This window comes from Phycicoccus sp. 3266 (genome assembly GCF_031456495.1).
GTDB lineage: Bacteria > Actinomycetota > Actinomycetes > Actinomycetales > Dermatophilaceae > Pedococcus.
Genome location: NZ_JAVDUW010000004.1, coordinates 71,683 through 90,238 on the forward strand (window position 1 = coordinate 71,683; position 18,556 = coordinate 90,238).

The following is an 18,556-nucleotide window of genomic DNA, read 5'->3' on the forward strand; positions in this document are numbered from 1 at the left end:
CGTGTCTTTCCCCCGCCCGGCGTCCCCGCACGCGACCCCGCTGTCGACGCTGGCGACCCTCGTCGGCGGCACCCTCGTGGGCGCCGACGCCCCCGTCACGGGGGTGACCCTCGACTCGCGTGACGTGTGCGCGGGCGACCTCTACGCCGCCCTCCCGGGGGCCACCGCCCACGGTGCGTCGTATGCCGCGGGCGCGGCCGGGCTGGGCGCCGTCGCCGTCCTCACGGACCGGGCGGGCGCCCAGGTCCTCGACGACACGGACGTCACGCTGCCCCGGGTCGTCGTGGAGCAGCCGCGCTCGGTCGTCGGAGCCGCGGCCTCCCGGGTCTTCGGGACCACCGACCTGGCGCTGACGATGTACGGCATCACCGGGACCAACGGCAAGACGACCACGGCATACCTGCTCAGCTCGGCGCTGCGCGCCCTCGGCAGGCGCACCGGGCTCATCGGCACCGTCGAGACGCGGATCGGCGACGAGCGCATCCGGTCGGTGCGCACCACCCCCGAGGCCCCGGTCCTGCACGCCCTCCTCGCGGTCATGGCAGAGCGGGAGCTCGACGACTGCGTCATGGAGGTCTCGAGCCACGCGCTGGTCCAGCACCGCGTCGACGGCGTCGTCTACGACCTCGCCCTCTTCACGAACCTGTCGCAGGACCACCTCGACTTCCACCCGACGATGCGCGACTACTTCCTCGCGAAGGCCTCGCTCTTCACGCCCGAGCGGTCCCGCCGCGGCCTGGTCTGCGTCGACGACGAGTGGGGCCGGGAGCTGGCAGGCACCGCCGGCGTGCCGGTGACGACCCTGACCTCGCTGCCCGACGTCGAGGCCGACTGGCGGCTCACCGTCCAGCCCGGCGACGCCGCGCGGTTCGAGCTCGGCGACGGCAGCACCACCCTGCGGCTGCGCTCGGCGCTGCCCGGCGACTTCAACCGCGTCAACACCGCGATGGCCGCCCTGTCCCTGGTCCTCGGTGGCACGTCCGTGCCGCAGGTGGAGGCGGCCATGGCGCAGGACCCGCACGTGCCGGGCCGCATGGAGCCGGTCACGCCGTCGGTCACGGGTGCAGCGGGCGCCGGGACGACGGGTGCGGGCGCATCGGGGACGCGGGGCACCGAGGTCGAGCTGCCGCTCGTGGTGGTCGACTACGCGCACACCCCCGACGCCGTCGCGGCCGCGCTGTCGGCCCTGCGCGCGTCGACCCGGGGCGCGCTGGTGGTCGTCCTCGGGGCGGGTGGGGACCGCGACCGGGGCAAGCGCGAGGCGATGGGCCGGGCCGCGGCCGAGGGCGCGGACATCGTCCTGGTCACCGACGACAACCCGCGCTCGGAGGACCCGGCCGACATCCGCCGCGCCGTCCTCGAGGGCGCGCGGGCGGCGGGGACCACGGCCGAGCTGCACGACGTGGCCGGCCGGGCCGAGGCCATCCGGCGAGCAGTGCGCGCGGGCCGCGACGCGGGGCCGGGGAGCGTGGTGGCAGTGGTCGGCAAGGGACACGAGACGGGACAGGAGGTCGCTGGGACGGTGCATCCCTTCGACGACAGGGACGTGGCGCGTGCCGCCCTCGACGAGCTGACCGCTGCGGGGGAGCCCTCGTGATCCCCATGACGCTGGCCGAGGTGGCCGAGGTCACCGGTGGCCGGCTCCACGGCATCGACGACGTCGCGGCGGCCGCCCTCGTGGTCGACGGGCCCGTCGTCACCGACTCGCGGGAGGCCGGCCCGGGAGGGCTCTACGTCGCCCGGGTCGGGGAGCAGGCCGACGGGCACGCCTTCGTGGGCCCCGCCAAGGAGCAGGGTGCCGTCGCCGCCATGACCACCCGCCCCGTCGAGGACCTCCCCTGCGTCGTCGTGGACGACATCCAGGACGGGCTCGCGACGCTGGCACGGGGGGTCGTCGACCGGCACCCGCACCTGACCGTCATCGGCATCACCGGGTCCTCCGGCAAGACCTCGACCAAGGACCTGCTGGCCCACGTCCTGTCGCAGGCCGCGCCGACCGTCGCGCCCGTGGGCTCGCTCAACTCCGAGGTCGGGGTGCCCCTCACCGTCTTCCGCGTCACCCCCGACACGCGCTACCTCGTCGCCGAGATGGGCGCGCGCGGCACCGGCCACATCCGCTACCTCACGACCATCGCGCCGCCGCGCATCGGCCTCGAGCTCAACGTCGGGTCCGCCCACGTGGGCGAGTTCGGCTCCCGCGAGGCGATCGCGATCGCCAAGGCCGAGCTGGTCGAGGCCCTGCCCGCCGACGGCGTCGCCGTCCTCAACGGCGACGACACGGCGGTGCGCGGCATGGCGGCGAAGACGCAGGCCCGGGTCGTCCTGGTCGGCACCGCCTCCGACGCCGAGGTGCGCGCCCAGGACATCACCCTCGACCCCCAGGGGCGCCCGTCCTTCCGGCTCACGACGCCGCAGGGGTCGGCCGACGTCACCCTGCAGCTGCACGGCGAGCACCACGTCGCCAACGCGCTCTCCGTGGTCGCCGCTGCCCTCGCCTGCGGCCTCGACCTCGACTCGACGGTGAGGGCCCTGGCCACGGCGAAGCCCGCCTCGCGGTGGCGCATGGAGGTCACCGAGCGCCCCGACGGCGTCACCGTCGTCAACGACGCCTACAACGCCAACCCGGAGTCGATGCGCGCCGCGCTCAAGGCCCTCGTGGCGATGAGCCGCGCCGACGACGGCACCCCCCGGCGGACCTGGGCCGTCCTCGGCTCGATGCTCGAGCTCGGCGAGGAGTCGACCACCGAGCACGACGCCATCGGCCGGCTGGCGGTCCGCCTCAACATCAGCCGCCTCGTCGTCGTCGGCGAGACCGCCCGGCCCATGGCCACCGGCGCCCAGCACGAGGGCTCGTGGGGCCAGGAGGCCGTGTGGGTCCCCGACGCCGACGCCGCCTACGATCTGCTTGCCCAGACACTCGCCCCGGGAGACGTCGTGTTGTTCAAGTCCAGCCGCGACGCCGGGCTACGGTGGCTCGGGGACAAGGTGGCCGGCGACGCCGGACCCACGGCTGTGGCCGGCGGCACCGAGGAGGACGCGACGTGAAGGCGGTGCTGGCGGCAGCCGTCATCTCCCTCGTGGGTGCCCTGCTCGGGACCCCCATGTTCATCAAGTTCCTGGTCCGCCAGGGCTACGGGCAGTTCATCCGCGACGACGGCCCGACCTCGCACCACACCAAGCGAGGCACGCCCACGATGGGTGGCGCGGTCATCATCGGCTCGAGCCTCGCGGCATACGCCCTCGCGCACCTCGTCACCGCGACGCCGCTCACCTGGAGCGGCGTCCTGGTGCTGTTCCTCATGGCCGGGCTGGGGCTGGTCGGGTTCCTCGACGACTACATCAAGATCTCCAAGCAGCGCAGCCTCGGCCTGCGCTCGGGGGAGAAGCTCGCGGGCCAGACGCTGGTCGCCGTCGTCTTCGCCGTGCTGGCGCTGCAGTTCCCCAACAGCCACTGGCGGACCCCGGCGTCGACCCAGATCTCGTTCGTGCGGGACACGCCCTTCAACCTGGCCTTCGCCGGGCCGCTCATCGGGCTGATCCTGTTCGTCATCTGGGCCAACCTCATGATCGCCGGCACGTCCAACGGCGTGAACCTCACCGACGGCCTCGACGGCCTCGCGACCGGTGCCTCGGTGATGGTGTTCGCCGCCTACGTCCTCATCGGCATCTGGCAGGGCAACCAGAACTGCCAGATCACCCCTGGCCTGAAGTGCTACGAGGTGCGCGACTCCCGCGACCTCGCAGTCGTGGCCGCCGCCTGCATGGGGGCCTGTTTCGGCTTCCTGTGGTGGAACGCCTCGCCGGCCAAGATCTTCATGGGTGACACCGGCTCGCTCGCCCTCGGCGGTGCGCTGGCCGGCCTCGCGATCACCACCCGCACCGAGCTGCTCATCATCATCCTCGGCGGCCTGTTCGTCGCGATCACGCTGTCGGTGATCATCCAGGTCGGCTCGTTCAAGCTCACCGGCAAACGGGTGTTCCGGATGGCGCCGCTGCAGCACCACTTCGAGCTGCTTGGGTGGAACGAGGTCACGATCGTCATCCGGTTCTGGATCGTCGCGGGGCTGTTCGTGGCGCTCGGCCTCGGGCTGTTCTACGCCGAGTGGGTCGTGGGGGCCCAGTGAGCGGCGCACCGGTCGGGGGCCGCCTCGACGGACTCACCAACGCGTCGGCCGACTGGAGCGGGCTTCGCGTCCTCGTCGCCGGGCTCGGCGTGAGCGGCTTCGCCGCCGCCGACGCCCTGCACGAGCGCGGCGCCGTCGTCGTCGGTGTCGACGGCGGGGACCCCGCCGTCAACACCGCGCTGGGGGAGCGGGCGCGGATCCTGGACATCCTCGGCGTCGACGTGGGCCTCGGCCCCGAGCACGTGTCCGGTATGCCGCAGGGCTGGGACGCCGACCTCGTCGTCACCTCCCCGGGGTGGCGGCCGGACCAGCCGCTGCTCGCCGACGCGGCCGCGCGTGGCGTGCCCGTCTGGGGCGAGGTCGAGCTCGCGTGGCGCATGCGCCAGGCCGTCGGCCCGGCCCCGTGGCTCACCGTGACGGGCACCAACGGCAAGACGACCACCGTCGAGATGCTGGCCTCGATGCTGCGTGCCGCCGGCCTGCGGGCCACCGCGGCCGGCAACGTCGGCACCCCGATCCTCGAGGCGGTCCTGCACCCCGAGCCGTACGACGTGATCGCCGTCGAGCTGTCGAGCTTCCAGCTGCACTGGTCGGACTCGCTGGCGCCGCACGCCTCTGCCTGCCTCAACCTCGCGCCCGACCACCTCGACTGGCACGGCTCGATGGAGGCCTACCGGCTCGCCAAGGGCAAGGTCTACGCCAACACCAAGGTCGCCTGCGTCTACAACGTGCAGGACCCCGTGACCGAGCAGCTCGTCATGGACGCCGAGGTGCAGGAGGGCTGCCGGGCGATCGGCTTCACCCTCGGCACCCCGGGCCTGTCGATGGTGGGCCTGGTCGACGACGTCCTCGCCGACCGCGCCTTCGTCGAGGAGCGCCGCACGTCCGCGGCCGAGCTCGCGACGCTGGCCGACGTGCAGGGGTCCTCGGCCGTCCTGGCCCCGCACAACGTCGCGAACGCCCTCGCCGCCGCCGCGCTCGCCCGCGCGTACGGCGTGCCACCGGTCGCGGTGCGCGACGGCCTGCGCGCCTTCACCCCCGAGCCGCACCGCATCGCCCAGGTGGGGGAGGTCGACGGGGTCCGCTTCGTCGACGACTCCAAGGCCACCAACCCGCACGCCGCGGCCGCGTCCCTGCACTCGTTCGAGAAGGTCGTCTGGGTGGCCGGTGGCCTGCTCAAGGGCGCCGACGTCGACGACCTGGTCAAGGACGCCGCGAGCCGGCTGCGGGGCGTCGTGCTCATCGGCGCCGACCGCGAGCAGATCGCGCAGGCGCTCGCCCGACACGCGCCGGATGTCCCCGTCGTGGACGTCCCGAGCACGGACACTGGGGTCATGGACGTCGTCGTGACGCGCGCGGCCGAGCTCGCCGAGCCGGGCGACGTCGTGCTCCTGGCGCCGGCGGCGGCGTCGATGGACATGTTCCCCAACTACGGCGCGCGGGGCGATGCCTTCGCAGCGGCGGTCGCCCGTCGTGCCGGCACCGCAGGAGAGTAGGCCGTGAGCAGTGCCACCGCCGCGCCCCCGGGGGCGCGGAAGGCGTCGCGCGCCGACGACCAGCGCCTCAGTGGCTGGCTGGGCCGGCTCGACTCGCCCGTCACCAGCTACTACGTCCTGCTGTCCGTCTCGGTGGTGCTCGTCGTCATCGGGCTGATCATGGTGCTGTCGGCGTCGTCGGTGAAGTCGCTCGTCGAGTCGCACAACGGCACGCCGTACCTCTACTTCCGCAAGCAGCTGCTCTTCGCGGCCCTCGGCGGGATCGCGATGCTCGTCGCCAGCCGGATCCCGGTCCGCGGCTGGAAGGCCATGTCCCTGCCGATCCTGGCCGCCTCGCTGGCGGCCCAGCTGCTCGTCTTCACCCCGCTCGGCGTCACCGTCAACGGCAACCGCAACTGGCTCGGGTTCGGCAGCTTCACGATCCAGCCCTCGGAGTTCGCCAAGATCGGCCTCGTCCTCGTGGGCGCGGCCCTGCTCTCGGCGCGACGCCGCTCCCTGGACCGCATCAAGAACGTCATCGTCCCCTACCTCGTGCCCTGCGCCCTGCTGACGCTGGGCCTGGTGCTCGGTGGCGGTGACCTCGGCACCGCCATCGTCATGGGCGGCATCATCGGCGCGGTGCTGTTCACCGCGGGCGTGCCCCGCAAGCTGTTCGCGTGGGGCGTGGCCGGCATGGCCGCCGGGGCCGTGACCCTCATCGTGACCAGCCCCAACCGGCTGGGCCGCTTCGACGTCTGGCTCGGCAAGGACACCGACCCGTACGGCGCGGCCCGCCAGCCCCTGCACGGGCGGTACGCCCTCGCCGACGGCGGCTGGTGGGGCGTCGGGCTCGGCGCCAGCCGGGAGAAGTGGCAGTGGCTGCCGGAGGCGCACAACGACTTCATCTTCGCCATCCTCGGCGAGGAGCTCGGCCTGCCGGGCACGCTCGTCCTGCTCGGCCTGTTCTGCGTCTTCGCGCTGATCTGCTACCGCATCGTCCTGCGCACCGACGACCTGTTCGTCAAGATCGCGACGGGCGGCTTCATGGCGTGGATCGTGGTGCAGGCGTTCGTCAACATCGGCGCGGTGATCGGCCTGCTGCCGGTCATCGGCCTGCCGCTCCCGCTCGTCTCCTACGGCGGGTCCTCACTCATGACGACGATGGTGGCGCTCGGCATCCTCCTGTCGTTCGCCCGAGCCGAACCGGGGTGCTCCGAAGCCTTGTCCGCGAAGCCGTCCGTGGTGCGCCGCACCATCGCCGTCCTACCCGGGCGGAGGGGGAGGGACTGATGGCCACCGCGACCCCGACGTCCGTCCTGCTGGCCGGCGGCGGGACGGCCGGGCACGTCTCCCCGCTGCTGGCCCTGGCCGACTGCCTGCGCCGGCGCCACCCCGAGCTGACCGTCACCGCGCTCGGCACCGAGACGGGGCTGGAGTCCCGCCTCGTCCCCGACCGCGGCTACCGGCTCCTGACCGTCCCCAAGGTGCCGCTGCCGCGCAAGCCCTCCGGCGACCTGCTGCGGCTGCCCACGAACCTGCGGGGCGCCGTCCGCGCGGCGGAGCGCGCCATCGAGGAGACCGGCGCCCAGGTCGTCGTCGGCTTCGGCGGCTACGTCTCCACCCCGGCATACCTCGCCGCCCGGCGGTGCCACGTGCCCGTCGTCGTGCACGAGCAGAACGCGCGCCCCGGCCTGGCCAACCGCGTCGGGGCGCGGATGACGACCCACGTCGCCACGACCTTCGCGAGCACACGGCTGGCCCACGCCACCGCGATCGGCATGCCGCTGCGGCCCGAGATCGCCCACCTCGACCGGTCCGCGTCCCGCGCCGAGGGGCTCGCGCACTTCGGCCTCGACGACCACTGGCCGACCCTCCTGGTCACCGGCGGGTCGCTCGGCGCCCAGCGCCTCAACGCCACGTTCGAGGCCCGTGCCGCGCAGCTGCGCGCCTCCGGGGTGCAGGTCCTGCACCTCACCGGCGCCGGCAAGGAGTTCACGCCGGCCCTGGAGGGCGAGGGACCGCCGTACGTCGTGGCCCCCTACACCGACCGCATGGACCTCGCGTATGCCGCGGCCGACCTCGTCGTCGCGCGCGCCGGTGCCAACACGGTGTGCGAGCTGACCGCCGTGGGGCTGCCCGCCGTCTACGTCCCGCTGCCGATCGGCAACGGCGAGCAGCGCTTCAACGCCTCCGACGTCGTTGCCGCCGGTGGTGGCCTCCTCGTCGACGACACCCAGGCCACCCCCGAGTGGGTCGACTCAGCCCTGCTGCCGCTGCTGACCGACCGGGCGCGCGTCGACACGATGGCCGCCGCTGCCGCCGGGGTGGGCGAGCGCGGCGCCGACGAGCTGCTCGCCGACATGGTCGAGGCCGCGTACGCCGAGTCGCTGGAGGGCCGGCAGTGAACGGCCGCAACGCGCGCTTCGACTTCGCCGAGCCCGTGCCGCCGCTCGAGGAGCTCGGAGCCGTCCACTTCATCGCCATCGGCGGCTCGGGCATGTCCGGGGTGGCGCGGGTGATGCTCGCCCGGGGCACCCGCGTCAGCGGGTCCGACGCCAAGGAGTCGCCGGTGCTGGCCGCGCTGGCGGCCGAGGGTGCCGACGTGCACGTGGGTCACGACCCGGCCCACCTCGAGGGCGTCGACACGGTGGTCATCTCCTCGGCCATCCGCGAGACCAACGTCGAGCTGGCTGCCGCGCGCGAGCGCGGCCTGCGCGTCCTGCACCGTTCGCAGGCGCTGGCCTCGACGATGGCCGGTTCGCGCCGCGTCGCGGTGGCGGGTGCCAACGGCAAGACGACCACGACGTCGATGCTCACGGTCGCGCTTCAGCACTGCGGCATCGACCCGTCGTTCGCGGCCGGGGGAGAGCTGGCCAAGCACGGCACCAACGCGCACTGGGGCACCGGCGACGTCTTCGTCGCCGAGGCCGACGAGAGCGACGGCTCGTTCCTCGTCTACCACCCCGAGGTCGCCGTCGTCACCAACGTGCAGCCGGACCACCTCGACTTCTACGGCACCTTCGACCGCGTCCAGGAGGCGTACGCCGAGTTCGCGACGTCGGTGCTCCCCGGCGGCCTGCTCGTCGCCTGCGAGGACGACGAGGGCTCGCGCAGTCTCGCCGAACAGGCCCGGGCCGCCGGCACCCGCGTCCTGACCTACGGCTGGTCGCCCGAGGCCGACGTCGTCCTGGGGCAGGAGACGTTCCGGGGGCTCATGGCCCGTGCGACCCTCACCGGTCCCGACGGCGAGCCGCGGGTGCTGCGGGTCAACATCCCCGGTCGGCACAACCTGCTCAACGCCGCCGCGGCATACACCGTCGCCGTCGAGGGGCTGGGCCAGGACCCGACCCGCGTGCTGGACGGGCTGTTCGGCTTCACCGGCACGCGCCGGCGGTTCGAGCCCAAGGGGTCGGCGGCCGGCGTGACGGTCGTCGACGACTACGCGCACAACCCCGGCAAGGTGGCCGCGGTCGTCTCGACCGGTCGCGACCTGGTCGCCGGGCAGGGCCGCCTCGTCGTCGTCTTCCAGCCGCACCTGTTCTCCCGGACCCGGGACTTCGCCCGCGAGTTCGCGGCCGCCCTCAAGCCGGCGGACGTCGTCGTCCTCATGGACGTGTACGCCGCGCGCGAGGACCCCGTCCCCGGTGTCTCCTCCCAGCTCGTGGCCGACGCCCTGCTCGAGCTCGAGCCCGGCGCTGACGTCCGGGTGGTCTCCTCGTGGACCGCCGTGCCGCAGGTGGTGGCCGGGCTCGCGGCCGACGGCGACCTCGTCCTCACGGTGGGCGCCGGTGACGTGACCATGATCGGCCCCGAGGTCCTGCGGGTCCTCGCGCAGGGATGAGCGGTCGCGGCACCCCGCGCGGCCTGGCCTCGTCGCGCGACCGGTTCCAGCAGCGCGCCACGTTCGCGCGGCGCCGCCCGCTGCGCCTGTGGGGGTATGCCGCGGGAGCGGTCGCCGTCGTCGCCCTGCTGGTGTGGCTGGTCGCCTGGAGCCCCGTGCTGGCGGTGCGCAGCGTCGAGGTCGTGGGCGTGCCGGAGGCGGAGGTCGCGCCCATCACGGAACTCGCCAGGGTCCCGATGGGGGAGCCGCTGGCGCGGGTCGACACCCGCGGCGTGGCCGCCCGGGTCGCCGAGCGGGCCACCCTGGCCGACGTCTCCATCGAGCGCTCCTGGCCCAGCACCCTGGTCATCCACGCGAGCCCGCGCGTGCCCTTCCTGGTCGTCAAGAACCCTCAAGGTCAACTGAAGGTTGTGGACGAGACCGGGGTCGCGTACGCCGAGGTGACCACCGCGCCCAAGGGGGTGCCGGTCGTGAGCGCCGCCTCCGACGCGGCGCTGTCCCAGGACGCCCTCGCCACCGCGGTCGGCGTCGTCCGGGTGCTGCCCGACTCGCTCCAGCGGCGAGTGTCCGCGGTGACCGTCAGCAGCGCCAACCTCGTGACGATGAGGGTGGGTCGCACGACGGTCGTCTGGGGCGGGGTGGCCGAGCCGGAGCGCAAGCTGGCCATCGTCCAGGCCCTGCTGCGCACGCCGCACGCCGTCATCGACGTGAGCGCACCGAACACGCCCGTCACCCGCTGAGACGCACACGCCGGGGGCTGGAACGGTGGGTGGAGGCTTCTCGCGGCCCGCGGGGGACCTCGGCTCCCGGCAGTGTGCGGCACGGGGCACGTGGGGCCCGTGTGACGGGTGTGACAGACTTCGCCGGACCCGGTCCGCAAAACACCGTCATGCCGGCAATCCGTGCTGCGACACGCGGAGCACCTCGTTGCCTGCCACTGGCCCCACGCATACCGTCGGCCGCACCGGAAGTCGTTGGGACACCAGGCATAACTCTCAACTTCACGTCTAGACACCAGCACCCAGCAGCACCCCCAGGAGAGGCCCACCGCCGTGGCAGCACCGCAGAACTACTTGGCCGTCATCAAGGTCGTCGGCATCGGCGGTGGTGGCGTCAACGCCATCAACCGCATGATCGAGGTCGGCCTCAAGGGCGTGGAGTTCATCGCCATCAACACCGACGCGCAGGCGCTGCTGATGAGTGACGCCGACGTCAAGCTCGACGTGGGCCGCGAGCTCACCCGCGGGCTCGGCGCGGGCGCCGACCCCGAGGTCGGCCGCAAGGCTGCCGAGGACCACGCCGAGGAGATCGAGGAGGTCCTCAAGGGCGCCGACATGGTCTTCGTGACCGCGGGCGAGGGCGGTGGCACCGGCACCGGTGGCGCGCCCGTCGTCGCCAAGATCGCCAAGGGGCTCGGCGCGCTGACGATCGGTGTCGTCACCCGGCCGTTCACCTTCGAGGGCCGCCGGCGCGCCAACCAGGCCGAGTCCGGCATCGGCAACCTGCGCGAGGAGGTCGACACCCTCATCGTCATCCCGAACGACCGGCTGCTGTCGATCAGCGACCGCGCCGTCTCGATGCTCGACGCCTTCCGGTCCGCCGACCAGGTGCTGCTCTCCGGTGTCCAGGGCATCACCGACCTCATCACGACGCCCGGCCTGATCAACCTCGACTTCGCCGACGTCAAGTCGGTCATGCAGGGGGCGGGATCCGCGCTCATGGGCATCGGATCCTCGCGCGGCGACGACCGCGCGGTGCAGGCTGCGGAACTGGCGATCTCCAGCCCGCTGCTCGAGGCGAGCATCGACGGCGCCCACGGCGTCCTGCTGTCGATCCAGGGCGGCAGCGACCTCGGCCTCTTCGAGATCAACGAGGCGGCCCGCCTCGTCCAGGAGGCCGCGCACCCCGAGGCCAACATCATCTTCGGAGCCGTCATCGACGACGCCCTCGGCGACGAGGTCCGCGTGACCGTCATCGCGGCGGGCTTCGACGGGGGCGCGCCGCTCAAGCGCGAGAACGAGCGGGCGATCGGCCAGATCCAGGGGTCCTCGCGTCCGGCCCAGGCCGCGCCCCAGCAGGCCGCACCGCAGGCCCCCGCCCCGGCGGCGCCCGCTCCGCAGGCGGCCCCGCAGCCGGCATACCGCCCGGCACCTGAGCAGTCCGCGCCGGCGCAGCCGCAGCCGGCCCCGGTGCGCAACCACGAGGGTGAGGGCGTCAGCACCTCCCAGCCGCACCAGACCCAGCCCGCCGCGCCGCGCGAGCCGGCCGGCCGGCCGCCGCGCACCGTCACGTTCGACGAGGGCGACGACTTGGACGTGCCCGACTTCCTCAAGTGAGGTCCTGACCACACGCCGACAGGGGGCGCCGGACGACATCGTCCGGCGCCCCCTGTCGTAGGTTGGGGCCCGTGTTCTACTGGCGCGAGGAGAGCAGCCGGGTCCGGTGGGCCGTCACCGACCGGCTGGGCGGCACGAGCGCCGGCGAGTTCGCGTCGCTCAACCTCGGGGGTCACGTCGGGGACGACCCCGCCGCCGTGGAGGAGAACCGGCTCCTCGTCGCGACCTCGATGGGGCTGTCGCGCGAACGCCTGCTGTTCCTGGACCAGTGCCACGGGCGCGAGGTCCTCGTGGCCGACGGCCCGTGGCCGCCCGGCGGCCCGCCCCCGGCGGACGGCGTCGTGACGGCCGAGCCCGGCCTCGGCCTCGCCGTGCTCGTCGCCGACTGCACGCCGGTGCTGCTGGCCGACCCCGACGCGGGGGTCGTGGGCGCAGTGCACGCCGGACGCCCCGGCATGACCGCGGGCATCGTCGGCGTCGCCGTCGAGCGCATGCGCGACCTCGGCGCCCGCGACATCGCCGCGGTCGTCGGCCCCTCGGTCTGCGGGCGCTGCTACGAGGTGCCCGAGGAGATGCGGGCCGAGTCCGCCCGGGTGGCACCGGAGTCGGCAACCGTCTCGTGGACGGGCACTCCGGCCATCGATGTCGCGGCCGGTGTCGTGTCGCAGCTGCGGGCGACCGGGGTCTCGGTGCAGTGGCTGCCCGGCTGCGCCCGCGAGGAGCGAGACCTGTACTCCTACCGCCGGGACGGCCGCACCGGTCGGTTCGCCGGCGTCGTCGCGCTGGACGCCGCGTGAGCGCTGGAGCCCCGCTGGCCGAGGCGGGGGACCGCCGGGCGGAGCTCGCACGCAACCTCGCCGCCGTCCACGCACGGATCGAGGCCGCCTGCGCCGCGGCGGGACGCGACCCCGCGGAGGTCACGCTCATCGCCGTGACGAAGTTCTTCCATGCGGCCGACGTCGACCTGCTCGCCGAGCTCGGGGTCCGGGCGGTGGGGGAGAACCGCGACCAGGAGGCGGCTGCCAAGTTCGCCGAGGTGACCCGGCGGGCCGACCTCCGGGTGCACTTCATCGGCCAGCTGCAGAGCAACAAGGCGCACTCCGTCGTCTCGTACGCCGACGTCGTCCAGTCCCTCGACCGGCCCAAGCTCGTGGGTGCCCTCGACCGGGCAGCGGGCCGGGCGGGCCGACGGCTGGAGGTGCTCGTGCAGGTCGCCCTCGACGAGGCGGAGGGCCGTGGCGGCGTGCCGCCGGCGCAGGCCCCGGCCCTCGCCGACGCGGTCGCTGGGAGCGAGCACCTCGACCTGCGCGGCGTCATGGCCGTCGCCCCCCTCGGCGCCGACCCCGCGCCGGCCTTCGCCCGGCTGCGGCACGTCGCCGACGGCATACGCGCAGCCCACCCCGACGCCTCCTGGATCTCGGCGGGCATGAGCGGGGACCTCGAGCAGGCCGTCGCCCACGGGGCGACACACCTGCGTGTCGGCACCGCAATCCTCGGATCGCGCCAGTCACACCGGTAACTTCAGTCGCGGACGACCGCACACACGAAGAAGACCAAGGGAGCTCTCAATGGCTGGGGCGCTGCGCAAGACGATGGTGTACCTCGGGCTCGCCGAGGACGAGCAGTACGACGGCTACGACTACGACGACTACGACGAGCCGCAGCAGCAGCAGCGCCACGAGGCCCCCGCCCAGGAGCGGTCCGCCGCCGTCACGCCGCTGCCGCAGCGCACGCCGGTGGCCCGGGTCGTCCGCGACGTCGAGGTCGGGAACCTCAACCGCATCACCACGATCCACCCGCGGACGTACAACGAGGCCAAGAACATCGGCGAGAGCTTCCGCGACGGCACCCCCGTCATCATGAACCTGTCCGACATGGACGACGCCGACGCCAAGCGCCTCGTCGACTTCGCCGCCGGACTGGTCTTCGGCCTGCACGGGTCGATCGAGCGCGTCACGTCCAAGGTCTTCCTGCTGTCGCCGGCCCACGTCGAGGTCTCCGCCGAGGAGGGCGTGCCCGCGCCGTCCGCGCGCGGCCTGTTCAACCAGAGCTGACCCCCGCCACCGGCCCCGGACAGCCCCGCATGGCAGGGTGAGCGCATGCTGCTCGGTTCGAACCCCGTCGCCAGCGTGGTGCGCTTCGTGGTCTTCCTCTTCTTCGTCGTGCTCCTCGGGCGGCTCGTGCTGGACTGGGTCCAGGCCTTCGCCCGCGACTGGCGGCCACGCGGCGCGCTGCTCGTGGTGGCGGAGGCGGTGTACACCATCACGGATCCGCCGCTGAAGGCGCTGCGGCGCCTCATCCCGCCGCTCACCCTCGGCGCCGTGCGGCTCGACCTGGCCTTCCTCGTGCTCATGCTCGTGACGAGCGTGCTCATGGGAATCCTGTAGCCGCTTGTCGTCGTCGTCCGCACGGGGAGACGGGTGGGGCCTGCGGGTCCAGTGGGACGACCCCATCCTCTAGGCTGACGGCACTGCCCGACTCTGCGATGCTTGACCTGCACTGCTCATGCCAGCCCAACGAGGTGACTAATGACGCTCAGTCCTGAGGACGTCCTCAACAAGAACTTCACGCCGACCCAGTTCCGGCGCGGTTACGACGAGCGCGAGGTGGACGACTTCCTGGACGAGGTCGTGGCCGAGATGCGCAAGCTCGTCAAGGACAGCGACGACCTGCGCGACCAGCTCAACGAGTGCCGCCAGAGCAAGGGCATGCCGGCCGTGGCCAAGCCCGACCCCGAGGCGCAGGCCAAGCGCGACGCCGAGGCCAAGGCCACCCAGGAGGCCGAGGCCCGCGCCAAGCGTGAGTCCGAGGAGCGCGTCGCCGCCCTCGCGAAGCAGGCCGAGGAGGCCGAGCAGGCCGCCCAGAAGCGGATCGCCGAGGCGCAGGCCAAGGCGGACGAGGCCGAGCGCGTGGCCCAGGAGCGCGCCGCCGAGGCGGAGCAGGCAGCCCAGGAGCGGATCGCCAAGGCACAGCAGGGTGTCGAGGCCCAGGCCGGCGAGGCCGAGGCCCGCGCGCAGGAGGCGGAGCAGCGCCTCGCCGCCGCCCAGCAGGAGGCCGAGCAGGCGCAGAAGCGCGCCGAGGAGGCCGAGGCCCGCGCGCAGGAGGCGCAGGCTCGTGCGGAGCAGGCCGCGGCCGCCGCTGCGGCCCAGCCGGCCCAGCAGGGAGAGGGCAACGGCGCCGCCGCGCTGGCCGGTGCGGCCGTCGGAGGTGGCGCCAGTGCCGCCGCGCTGCTGGAGATGGCGCAGCGCCTGCACGACGAGCACGTCGGCCAGGGCGAGCAGACGCGCGACCGGCTCATCGCCGAGGCGCAGACCCGTCACGACGAGCTCGTGACCGAGGGCCAGTCCCGTCACGACGAGCTCCTCAGCACCGCGCAGTCGCGTCACGACCAGCTCGTCGCCGAGGCCGAGTCCAAGCACGAGCAGCTCATCACCGAGGCTCGCGAGCGCTCGACGGGCATGGTGCACGAGGCGCAGCAGAAGAAGGCCCAGATCCTCGAGGAGCTCGGGCGTGAGCGCACGATGCTCGAGAAGAAGATCGAGGAGCTGCGGGCGTTCGAGCGCAACTACCGGGCCCGCCTGAAGAGCTACATCGAGGACCAGCTCAAGGACCTCGACGACACGGCGGTCGAGCCCGCGGACGCCGCTGCCGAGAGCAACGGCTGACCCCGGTCAGGCTGAGCACGACGGCGCCCCACCGCTTCGGCGGCGGGGCGCCGTCGTCGTGCGGAGGCCGCGGAGGTCCCTTGCCCGCATCCCCGGTGCGACCAGGGTGCTTCCGTGTTTCGGAAGTTACGCGTTTTGCCGTTGAGTACGCAGCGTGCAGCGCTTATCCTCGCCGCACCTGTCCGCGCTCGGACCGCCGAGCGCTGTGGAAGCGAGGGGCGCGGCACCATGGTTGACACGGCGAGAGCCAGCACGACGGCGGCGGCCAGCCGAGCCCCGTCCCGGAGCTCCACCACCGCCCGCGTGGCGAAGGCGGCCCCTGCCTCGAAGGCGACGGCGACGAAGGCTGCGCCGGCCAGGAAGAAGGCCCCGACCAAGGCTGCGGCGACGAAGGCCGCGCCGGCCTCGACACAGGCCGCGACCAGGGCTGCGGCGACGAAGGCCGCCCCGGCCACGAAGAAGACCGCGACCAAGGCGACAGCGACGAAGGCCGCGCCGGCCACGAAGAAGACCGCGACCAGGGCGACAGCGACGAAGGCCGCGCCGGCCACGAAGAAGACCGCGACCAAAGCGACAGCGACGAAGGCCGCGCCGGCCACGAAGAAGACCGCGAGCAAGGCCGCGGCGACCAAGGCCACACCGACTCCGAAGGCTGCTCCCGTGAAGAAGAGTGCTGCCGAGGCAGCTGCGTCCACGAAGGCCGCGGCCACCAAGGCCGCTGCCACGAAGACCGCTGCCACCAAGGCCCCCGCCACCAAGGCGGCACCGGCCAAGGCGGGCCCCGCCACGAAGGCGGCTGCGAAGAAGGCCACCAAGTCGCCGGCGTCGCTGGTCGTCCGGGCCGACGAGTCGCCGTGGACGGCCAAGGAGCTCAAGGCGGTCCGCTCGGAGATCGAGGCGGACGTGCAGCGGCTGCGCAGCGAGATCACCGACGCCGAGGCCGAGCTCGTCGGCCTCATGCGTGACGCGGGCGACGGCGCCGGTGACGACCAGGCCGACGCCGGGGCCAAGACCTTCGAGCGCGAGCAGGAGATCTCGCTGGCGAACAACGCCCGCGAGATGCTGGAGCAGAACCTCCACGCGCTCGAGCGGCTCGACAACGGCACCTACGGCGTGTGCGAGTCCTGCGGCAACCCGATCGGCAAACTTCGCCTCCAGGCCGCTCCTCGTGCGACCCTATGCGTGACATGCAAGACGAAGCAGGAGCGCCGCTGATCCCGGCCGACGACCACATCCCTTCCACCACCCCCACCTCCTCACCGAACCGGCGACGGCTCTTCGTGCTCCTCGCCGCCGCTGCGGTCACGGCATACGTCGCCGACCAGCTGACCAAGGCCTGGGCGCTCGTCGCGCTCACGCCCGGCGACCCGGTTCCGCTGGTCGGGGACTTCATCCGGCTCAACCTCATCCGAAACCCCGGAGCCGCGTTCTCGATCGGCAACGGCGCGACGTGGGTGCTGACCCTCATCGCGTTCGGCGTGCTCGTGTTCATCGTTCGCACCGCCCGGCGCATCGGCAGCACGTCGTGGGCCTGGGCCCTGGGGCTGCTGTTCGGGGGCTCGGTCGGCAACCTCACCGACCGCATGGTGCGTGAGCCGGGGCCCGGGCGCGGCCACGTCGTCGACTTCATCGACTACTTCGGCCTGTTCATCGGGAACGTCGCCGACATCGCCATCGTGGGCGCCGCAGTGCTCATCGGCCTGCTCGCGCTCCGGGGGATCAGCGTCGACGGCAGCCGGCCCGAGCCTGGGCGCCACGAGGCCGGGCACGAGGCGACGCATGTCTGACACGCGCACCCTGTTCGTGCCCGACGGCCTCGAGGGGGAGCGGGTCGACGCAGCACTCGCTCGCCTCTTCGGCGTCTCGAGGACCAAGGCCGCCGAGCTCGCGACGTCCGGCCACGTGCAGGTGAACCACTCCAGCGCGGGCAAGTCCGACCGGGTGAGCGCGGGGGACCTCCTCGAGGTGGCCCTCCCGTCGCCGCAGACCGGTCCCGGCGTCGAGGTCCGCGCCGAGCCGGTGCCGGGGATGAGCATCGTCCACGACGACGACGACCTCGTCGTGGTCGACAAGCCCGTCGGGGTCGCGGCCCACCCCAGCGTCGGCTGGACCGGGCCGACGGTCGTGGGCGGACTCGCCGCGGCAGGCTTCCGCATCGCGACGAGCGGCGCGAGCGAGCGGCAGGGCATCGTGTCCCGGCTCGACGTCGGCACCTCCGGCCTGATGGTCGTGGCCAAGTCCGAGTACGCCTACAGCGTGCTGAAGCAGGCGTTCCGCTCGCGGTCGGTCGACAAGAAGTACCACGCCCTCGTCCAGGGCCTGCCCGACCCGGTCATCGGCACCGTCGACGCGCCCATCGGCCGCCACCCGAGCTACGACTACAAGTTCGCCGTGATGGAGAAGGGCAAGCCGAGCGTCACCCACTACGAGGTGATCGAGGCGTTCCGCGCCGCGAGCCTGCTCGACATCCACCTCGAGACCGGCCGCACGCACCAGATCCGGGTCCACTTCAGCGCACTGCACCACCCGCTGGCCGGTGACCTCACCTACGGCGCGGACCCGACGCTGGCGCGCCGGCTGGGCCTGGAGCGGCAGTGGCTGCACGCCGTCGGCCTGGGGTTCGAGCACCCGGGAACGGGCAAGTACGTCTCCTTCGAGAGCCCGTACCCGCAGGACCTCCAGGACGCCCTCGACCGTCTCTGAGGCACCCCACGGAGGCATCTGCGCAGGTCAGCGGCCTGCGGGCGGGGGAGCAAGGGCTGGATTTTGGTCCTCGGCCGGCGCGGTGCTACAGTTTCGTCATCGCCGAACGCCAAGCGCGCGAGGTCCTGGACCGCCTCTTCTCGAGGCGGAGGGGATTTGACGCCCAAGATGCGAAGCGAATAACCTAGAACGGTTGCCCCGGAAACATCCGCGAGAAATCGCAGTGTTGATGGTGCGCGTCCGATCCTTGAGAACTCAACAGCGTGTCAAAAATCGATGCCAATTACCTCGTTTCGGGGTGGCTCGTGGCTGGACTGGATGGTTTGGTTGTGGGTTGCTTCGAACGAATTTCCTTTGGTTGACAATGAATTTCTAGCAATTGCTAGTTGTTCTTGCTCAGTCAGTGAATTGA

General features: G+C 72.9%; 17 protein-coding genes. All 17 read left to right on the forward strand.

The genetic code is table 11. From position 1 onward, the window contains the following. Position 1: 1 nt before the first annotated feature. The 17 genes from J2X64_RS18620 to J2X64_RS18700 all read left to right on the forward strand — a co-directional run bounded on the left by J2X64_RS18620 (position 2) and on the right by J2X64_RS18700 (position 18,144). On the forward strand, positions 2 to 1,597 hold the full coding sequence (locus tag J2X64_RS18620) for a UDP-N-acetylmuramoyl-L-alanyl-D-glutamate--2,6-diaminopimelate ligase (protein ID WP_310157743.1): 1,596 nt from the start codon (positions 2 to 4) through the stop codon (positions 1,595 to 1,597). Continuing rightward, positions 1,594 to 3,045: a UDP-N-acetylmuramoyl-tripeptide--D-alanyl-D-alanine ligase gene (gene murF, locus J2X64_RS18625; protein ID WP_310157745.1), complete on the forward strand. Its 1,452-nt coding sequence runs from the start codon at positions 1,594 to 1,596 to the stop codon at positions 3,043 to 3,045. Before J2X64_RS18620 ends, murF begins: the two co-directional genes overlap by 4 nt. Next, a complete protein-coding gene (gene mraY / locus J2X64_RS18630; protein WP_310157747.1) occupies positions 3,042 to 4,124 on the forward strand; it encodes a phospho-N-acetylmuramoyl-pentapeptide-transferase in 1,083 nt (360 codons plus the stop codon). Before murF ends, mraY begins: the two co-directional genes overlap by 4 nt. Further along, a complete protein-coding gene (gene murD / locus J2X64_RS18635) occupies positions 4,121 to 5,620 on the forward strand; it encodes a UDP-N-acetylmuramoyl-L-alanine--D-glutamate ligase (protein ID WP_310157749.1) in 1,500 nt (499 codons plus the stop codon). The genes mraY and murD overlap by 4 nt, the downstream gene beginning before the upstream one ends. Before the next feature lie 3 nt (positions 5,621 to 5,623). Beyond that, entirely contained in the window at positions 5,624 to 6,889 is a 1,266-nt protein-coding gene (ftsW, locus tag J2X64_RS18640) for a putative lipid II flippase FtsW (protein ID WP_310157751.1), read from the forward strand. Then, positions 6,889 to 8,004, forward strand: a complete 1,116-nt coding sequence (murG, locus tag J2X64_RS18645; protein ID WP_310157753.1) for an undecaprenyldiphospho-muramoylpentapeptide beta-N-acetylglucosaminyltransferase — start codon at positions 6,889 to 6,891, stop codon at positions 8,002 to 8,004. The genes ftsW and murG overlap by 1 nt, the downstream gene beginning before the upstream one ends. Next, positions 8,001 to 9,440: a UDP-N-acetylmuramate--L-alanine ligase gene (gene murC / locus J2X64_RS18650; protein WP_310157755.1), complete on the forward strand. Its 1,440-nt coding sequence runs from the start codon at positions 8,001 to 8,003 to the stop codon at positions 9,438 to 9,440. The genes murG and murC overlap by 4 nt, the downstream gene beginning before the upstream one ends. Continuing rightward, positions 9,437 to 10,180: an FtsQ-type POTRA domain-containing protein gene (locus J2X64_RS18655; protein ID WP_310157757.1), complete on the forward strand. Its 744-nt coding sequence runs from the start codon at positions 9,437 to 9,439 to the stop codon at positions 10,178 to 10,180. Before murC ends, J2X64_RS18655 begins: the two co-directional genes overlap by 4 nt. A 312-nt stretch (positions 10,181 to 10,492) precedes the next feature. Beyond that, the gene (ftsZ, locus tag J2X64_RS18660; protein WP_310157758.1) at positions 10,493 to 11,776 is read left to right on the forward strand and encodes a cell division protein FtsZ; all 1,284 of its coding nucleotides are present in this window, start codon (positions 10,493 to 10,495) and stop codon (positions 11,774 to 11,776) included. A 71-nt stretch (positions 11,777 to 11,847) separates the two neighbouring features. Further along, complete coding sequence (gene pgeF / locus J2X64_RS18665) at positions 11,848 to 12,573, forward strand: peptidoglycan editing factor PgeF (protein ID WP_310157759.1); 726 nt, start codon at positions 11,848 to 11,850, stop codon at positions 12,571 to 12,573. After that, positions 12,570 to 13,295: a YggS family pyridoxal phosphate-dependent enzyme gene (locus J2X64_RS18670; protein ID WP_310157762.1), complete on the forward strand. Its 726-nt coding sequence runs from the start codon at positions 12,570 to 12,572 to the stop codon at positions 13,293 to 13,295. Before pgeF ends, J2X64_RS18670 begins: the two co-directional genes overlap by 4 nt. 49 nt (positions 13,296 to 13,344) lie before the next feature. After that, positions 13,345 to 13,830 carry a cell division protein SepF gene (locus J2X64_RS18675; protein WP_310157764.1) on the forward strand — a complete coding sequence of 162 codons (486 nt, stop codon included), beginning with the start codon at positions 13,345 to 13,347 and terminating at the stop codon, positions 13,828 to 13,830. 45 nt (positions 13,831 to 13,875) lie between these two features. Beyond that, positions 13,876 to 14,163 carry a YggT family protein gene (locus J2X64_RS18680; RefSeq protein WP_310157766.1) on the forward strand — a complete coding sequence of 96 codons (288 nt, stop codon included), beginning with the start codon at positions 13,876 to 13,878 and terminating at the stop codon, positions 14,161 to 14,163. Positions 14,164 to 14,304: 141 nt separating this feature from the next. Beyond that, positions 14,305 to 15,441 carry a DivIVA domain-containing protein gene (locus tag J2X64_RS18685; protein ID WP_310157767.1) on the forward strand — a complete coding sequence of 379 codons (1,137 nt, stop codon included), beginning with the start codon at positions 14,305 to 14,307 and terminating at the stop codon, positions 15,439 to 15,441. A gap of 303 nt (positions 15,442 to 15,744) precedes the next feature. Further along, positions 15,745 to 16,656, forward strand: coding sequence for a TraR/DksA C4-type zinc finger protein (locus tag J2X64_RS18690; RefSeq protein ID WP_310157769.1), 912 nt, complete (start codon positions 15,745 to 15,747; stop codon positions 16,654 to 16,656). Continuing rightward, a complete protein-coding gene (gene lspA / locus J2X64_RS18695; protein WP_310157772.1) occupies positions 16,629 to 17,228 on the forward strand; it encodes a signal peptidase II in 600 nt (199 codons plus the stop codon). Before J2X64_RS18690 ends, lspA begins: the two co-directional genes overlap by 28 nt. Further along, complete coding sequence (locus J2X64_RS18700) at positions 17,221 to 18,144, forward strand: RluA family pseudouridine synthase (protein ID WP_310157773.1); 924 nt, start codon at positions 17,221 to 17,223, stop codon at positions 18,142 to 18,144. The genes lspA and J2X64_RS18700 overlap by 8 nt, the downstream gene beginning before the upstream one ends. Positions 18,145 to 18,556 lie beyond the last annotated feature (412 nt).